At 56.2% G+C, this 5,412-nt stretch carries 7 protein-coding genes; 4 read left to right on the plus strand and 3 right to left on the minus strand.

All coding sequences use genetic code 11. The features are described 5' to 3' along the window. Positions 1 to 27: 27 nt before the first annotated feature. The 3 genes from AC1ME3_RS20105 to AC1ME3_RS20115 all read right to left on the minus strand — a co-directional run bounded on the left by AC1ME3_RS20105 (position 28) and on the right by AC1ME3_RS20115 (position 2,721). Positions 28 to 357, minus strand: coding sequence for a hypothetical protein (locus AC1ME3_RS20105; RefSeq protein WP_480956171.1), 330 nt, complete (start codon positions 355 to 357; stop codon positions 28 to 30). Positions 358 to 438: 81 nt separating this feature from the next. Beyond that, entirely contained in the window at positions 439 to 1,158 is a 720-nt protein-coding gene (locus AC1ME3_RS20110; protein WP_480956172.1) for a hypothetical protein, read from the minus strand. A 39-nt stretch (positions 1,159 to 1,197) separates the two neighbouring features. Beyond that, positions 1,198 to 2,721, minus strand: a complete 1,524-nt coding sequence (locus AC1ME3_RS20115) for a MobA/MobL family protein (protein WP_480956173.1) — start codon at positions 2,719 to 2,721, stop codon at positions 1,198 to 1,200. Between the two features lie 148 nt (positions 2,722 to 2,869). On the opposite strand from AC1ME3_RS20115, the gene AC1ME3_RS20120 reads away from it, so the two are divergent. The 4 genes from AC1ME3_RS20120 to AC1ME3_RS20135 all read left to right on the plus strand — a co-directional run bounded on the left by AC1ME3_RS20120 (position 2,870) and on the right by AC1ME3_RS20135 (position 5,350). Further along, the gene (locus AC1ME3_RS20120; protein ID WP_480956174.1) at positions 2,870 to 3,349 is read left to right on the plus strand and encodes a conjugal transfer protein TraD; all 480 of its coding nucleotides are present in this window, start codon (positions 2,870 to 2,872) and stop codon (positions 3,347 to 3,349) included. A 392-nt stretch (positions 3,350 to 3,741) separates the two neighbouring features. Next, positions 3,742 to 4,344 carry a helix-turn-helix domain-containing protein gene (locus AC1ME3_RS20125; RefSeq protein ID WP_480956175.1) on the plus strand — a complete coding sequence of 201 codons (603 nt, stop codon included), beginning with the start codon at positions 3,742 to 3,744 and terminating at the stop codon, positions 4,342 to 4,344. A 66-nt stretch (positions 4,345 to 4,410) separates the two neighbouring features. Then, on the plus strand, positions 4,411 to 4,929 hold the full coding sequence (locus tag AC1ME3_RS20130) for a hypothetical protein (protein ID WP_480956176.1): 519 nt from the start codon (positions 4,411 to 4,413) through the stop codon (positions 4,927 to 4,929). Next, entirely contained in the window at positions 4,922 to 5,350 is a 429-nt protein-coding gene (locus tag AC1ME3_RS20135) for a hypothetical protein (protein ID WP_480956177.1), read from the plus strand. Before AC1ME3_RS20130 ends, AC1ME3_RS20135 begins: the two co-directional genes overlap by 8 nt. Positions 5,351 to 5,412: the final 62 nt, after the last annotated feature.

Genomic DNA, 5,412 nt, shown 5'->3' on the forward strand with positions numbered 1-5,412 from the left:
ATTCACTTAACTTGTAGTGATATTTTACTATTTCTTGGAACCGGTTGACCTTTGCACTCTCCCTCGGAGAACCTCTCCAGTAACAAGCGAGCGCATGTTCTTCTGCCTGCTTTGCCAGTCCTGTATGATAAACGGATCATTAGGTCTTATTCCGAAGTTTGGTGCATCAGCCTCTAAAACACTTTTCACCTGCGACTCTTGCGAACCACACTCCGCCATTACAGCGTCGGCTACCACCGTCGCCGGTTCTCCCGGTGCGTCCAATTGCGGAACGTTTTGAGTAAGGCAGGTTCGCCAGTTTTGCATCGCAGCCGTATAGGCAGGATTGACGGTTTGAAGCAGAAGGGCGAGCAACATCACGGCGTTGAAGCACGTTACTTTTACAGAATCAATCCTCCGTCGGGGTATTCTGCCTATCTGGACGTGGGCGTCTCGATTTTAGGCGTTTTCTATTCCACGCTGTATGGAATCATACCCAGTATTTCCGCTCACCCTATCAAATCCTGAGAATAGTTGGTAAATAAACCCGCAAAGCATTTTGCTTTCATCATATCCCGGCTCTTTACTCTCTATGCGTGACAGCAAAGCGTCTAGATTTACAAATGTGTTATATGATCCGCTTTCGTAAAAAAGATCATTATCTATTAGTCTATTAATAGATCTCCTTATAATTTTTAGATTAAATATTATTTCGTCATATTCGTATGTTCTTTCGTCCATTTGGTTCTGGAATGCATAAAATCCCTCGTTGGCTTCACGCCCATCTCGGAATAATTCTTTGAAACCCTCAGTTGTTAGCATTCTATTTATTGTCTTAGTATCTCCTTTAATATCCTCACGCCCTCCCTTTTGACTTGCGTGTATAATAGCTAAAGCGATGCTTTCTTTTGCAAATTTATAATGTTTTAGCGCGTTCTTTTTTACTATCTTCTTTTTTCTATTCTCGATTCTTGAATTAACCACATAATAAAATATAAATGCTACTATCCCACTTGTACCAATAGAAAGTAATGCATTAAACATCGGATTATATTTATTCGCAGATGCAACATCAATTGTCAGAGGAATTATAATAGAAAATAATGCTAACGCTATGAATGAGGCAAGCGCCAACCATTCAGGCCAACTTTGTGCCAATTTCTTTTCAAACGATATCATTACCCCTCCTTCAATTATGCTTTCTAATGACAAGATTATTTACCGTCCCCGGCCGCGATCGTTGCGCCCGCGCTCACGCTGCTCTTTGATCTTCTCAAGCGCCTTGGCCTGACGTTCGCCCTGCGCACGCTCGTTCTTCTCGAACTGCGCAACCCGCTCGGCGTGTGCTGCCTTCGCCGCGCGATCGGCCTGCGCGATCTGTTCGACACGCTGTTGACGCATCACCTCCGCATGCGCCTTGGCAAGATCCGGCTGCGCCCGCTCGACCCGCTCCGTTGCCAGCCGGTCGCCGGGATGGTGTAGGTTGTGCTGGGTCACCGGCTGAAGATAGTCCCGGAGCTTCTCCACGCGCCGGCCTAGCTGCGCTGCGCGTCTTCGCAGGCCGTCCGCTGCCTTCTCCCACGTCTTCCATGCGGCTTCGTATGACGCCTGTTTGAACGCCGCGAACATGCCTTGTGGCGGCATCGGGCGCTCGCGCTGATGATCCTGCACCGTCCCCAGGTGGCGGCGTTCCATACCCTCGGCATGGCCCATGATCCGCCGCGCCTTGGTCTGTATGGCGACAAGCTGACGCTGATGCTCGGCCGTCCACCGCTGGACGATCGCCTCGGGCGATGGCTTGGCCGGTGCAACCGGCGCGGGCGGTGCGGGCGGTGCGGGTGCCGGCGTCTGTGCACCAAGCTCCTCCCGCGTCACGCGCGCGGCCCCCGCGATCAGACCACGCCCCGATGCCTCCCGCTCAAGCCGCTTCGTCCGCTCCTGATACAGATCGATGATCTCCGCATCGCGATCGGGGATCGCCTTATCGATCGCCACCTCGGCCTGCACCAGCTCGGCCGTGGCACGCCGGAACGCGATCACATTGGTGCGCGTCTCGTCATCCCGCCACTCACTGGGGAGCAACCGCGACGCCGGCTCTACGTCGAGACCACGGGCCTGATAGCTGCGCATATCGATCCGCTCACCCCGACCGGCGCGCGCCAGGTGATCGTTTGCCATCCCTTCCCACCGGCCTCGTAGCTCTTTCAGATGCTCGGCCCTCTCCTCCCGGCTCAATCGCTCGCCGGCACGCGGGCCATACCCCTTCTTCGCCCCGCCGCGCTCCGGGGCCTTGCTGTTCGCCCGCTTGAAATACTCGTCCGGTCCGCGCTCGATCCCGTCCACCCGACGCTCCGAGAACATCAGATGCACGTGAGGCTGCTCACCCCCGTCGCTGCTCCTGACGGGCGTATGGATCGCCCACTGATAGGCGTGGGCGTTCCCTATCTCTTGCGCCACGAATGCCCGCACCAGCGCGGTTCGATCCTCGATCGACAACTCGCGCGGGATGGCAATTTCCATCTCCCGGTAGGTGGTCCCGTTCACCCGCTCGTGCGCATCGGCCGCACGCCAGAACGCGACCGGATCATTCTCCGCCCATGCTGGCATGTTGCCCGATTCCGTGGCGTCTAACCGTTCCAGCGTTTCGTCACGGGCATAGCGGCCCTCGCGGAAAATGTAGGAGGCATGGGGCCCGGCTTTGCCGGTTCCGCCTACCTTCATTTTCAACCGCCCGATTGCCACGCTAGTCTTCTTCCTTCTTGGCGTCCGCAGACCCCGCGTTTTGCATTTTGCAAAACAACTAAGCGGGCCATGAAATTACATGGACTCTTCTGCCCTTGCCTTCTTCTGCCTTCTGCCCCACAATTCTGTCAACTTTGGTAGGCGGAATATGGCTGGAAAACCGGGCTACATCGATAATGCTGCATGGGCCTTGGCGCATGTCGACAGGCTGCTCGCTAAAACCAATCCCTCCAAAGACGACAAGCTGTTCATGCTCCTCATGCACAAGCCCGATCGAACGCCCACCGACAACCGTTCGCTGGCTGCACTGATCCGGGTCGAGCGCGCCAAGGAAACCGTGCGGGCTGGCCGGGGAGCGATCCGCCAAGCTGCGAGCGCCACAGCCAAGGCTGATCGCAGGGAGCGTGACCATCAACGCTTCCTTGCAGCCGGTCTGATGACGAAAGCGGGGTTGCTGGATAGCCAGACAGGCATACCGACCTGGGATCGTGCCACCCTCCTCGGTGCGCTCGATGCCATGGCAAAGGCGGACGTAACCGAGGACCAGCAACGCCGATGGAAGGCCCGTGGAGAGGCACTCCTCGCGAAAGCCGGGGATGACACGGAAAACACCTCTGGAGCAGCCTAGAAAGCCACAGGGGCTTGTTTGGGCCGGCACCGGACTACCTGCCTACTTCTGCCTCGCTAAGCACCTTCTGCACTGTCTTAGGGCGCTTCCGATCGTGTCGGAGAAATCCAACAGCGCGCGAGCCGACTAGGCTCGTTCTATTTGTTCTTGCTTCGTTCCTTCTGATCTAATGATCATGCCCCAGCCTGCGGGACTTGGCGGTCACGCTCATTAGATCATTAGAGAGCGCAAATACTTTTTCGTTATTTTTGATAGTCTTACCTCTGGGGGTGGCCGCACCAGCTATGCGGTCACCCTACCGCACCAGCTATGCGGTAGGTTGCCTAAAAACTCGGCAGATTAAATCGGCAGGCTTGCCTTGTTTCTCCGCAAGGTTGCGGTAGGGTAGCCGCATGGGTGCGGTGGGGTCGTCGATGGGTCATTGGGTGCAAGTCGAGCGCAAAGCATTGGAGCTTTGGGGTGATCTCACAGCGCGAAAACCGCGTGCCGGCCAACTGCTTCTGATCCTCGTTGGTCGAATGGGGGATCGTAATGCTGTCGCCATTTCCCAAAAGACGATCGCGAAGCTGATGGGGTGCAGCGTGGACACGGTCCAGAGAGCGGTGCGAGATCTAGCCGAAGAGAATTATGTTCAGGTCGTGCGAATGAACGGCCCCGGCACAGTGGCGGCCTACGTCGTCAACGATCGAGTAGCTTGGGGCCAGCCACGTGACGAGCTCCGGCTTTCAGTGTTCAGCGCAACGCTAGTAGCGGATGCAGCCGATCAACCTGAAAGCGTCATCAACGATACGCGCCCTCTTAAAAAGCTGCCACGCATGCTTCCTGGCGAACGTCAGTTGCCCTCTGGTGAGGGGTTACCTCCCCCTAGCGAACCCACTTTGCCCGGTATGGAACCGAACATACCTGCACTGCAGGAAACGGTTGATCGCCAGCCTAACGAGGAAGCACGCAGCATCGGATCGCTTACGGGTAATCTACTAGGACAACTAAGCTAGTCGGCTACAGGGTATGCACCCTGTATACAGATGGTTACATGTAAGATTTAACAGCGAGTGACACCCATGGGTATACCCCTAAAAGAAGCCTCCGATCAGGTTGGTGTCACCCGTCAAACCCTTATGAAAGCCATTAAAACTGGCCGTATTTCAGCGGAAAAGACGGCAAACGGCGAATGGCGTATCGAGCCGGTAGAGCTTTTTCGCGTTTGGCCTGCTGTAAAGGGGGTGCAGCAACCTTTACAGCCCAGCTTAACAGTAGGTGACACCCCCGATGCACCCGTCATAGCAGGGGAAATTGTCGATCTGCTCAAGGCGCAAATCGACCTTCTCAAATCCCAACTGGATGATGTTCGAGCTGACCGCGAGGATCTGCGCAATGATCGCAATCATTGGCGCCAAATAGCTGAGCGGGGTCTTCTGACGGATCAACGCCCTGCGTCCGAGGAGTTCCTACAGGACACACCACAGCCACCAGAGGTTGCACCTGTCGCGCCCCCCCCGTCACCACCTCAGCCCCAGTCCGATGGCAGCTTTTGGTCTCGCCTGTTCGGCCGCCCTTTGAAGGATGAACGCCATGGATGATGCACCCCGGCCTGTTACCGTTGAGCAATTTACAGCAGCAATGCTGGAATCGGGTCGCCTTCATACAGACATGGGCTGGGTTCTCGCTCGCACACGGTCAGGCGAACAGATTGTGTGGCTGGCCGGCTTTGATGACGCCAGCCCGGTATGGGTAGGGAGCGCCGATAAGGCTGTGGCCTACCATCGCGAGGGAGCAGAGGCGGCGAGGCGGCGATGCACTGACCTGCCCGATCACGATGACGTTCTCTATGCCGTCTGCCATCTGAAAGGCGACGAGACGGCTCCTCCTTCTGCTGGACGGCAGCCCCCTAAAAGACTGTCGCCAAGTACCGAAGCATGGAGCCAATCTGCGCTCAATGCTGGAAACCGTGCCGACCGTGACCCCAAATTTGCCGAGGAAGTCGGAAAGCGGCTGTTCTGATCGCTAAATTAGGCTCGCGCTGTGCAATGAGTTTATGCAGCGCGGAAGTGCGTCGCGGCTAG

This window comes from Sphingomonas sp. BL2 (genome assembly GCF_056680015.1).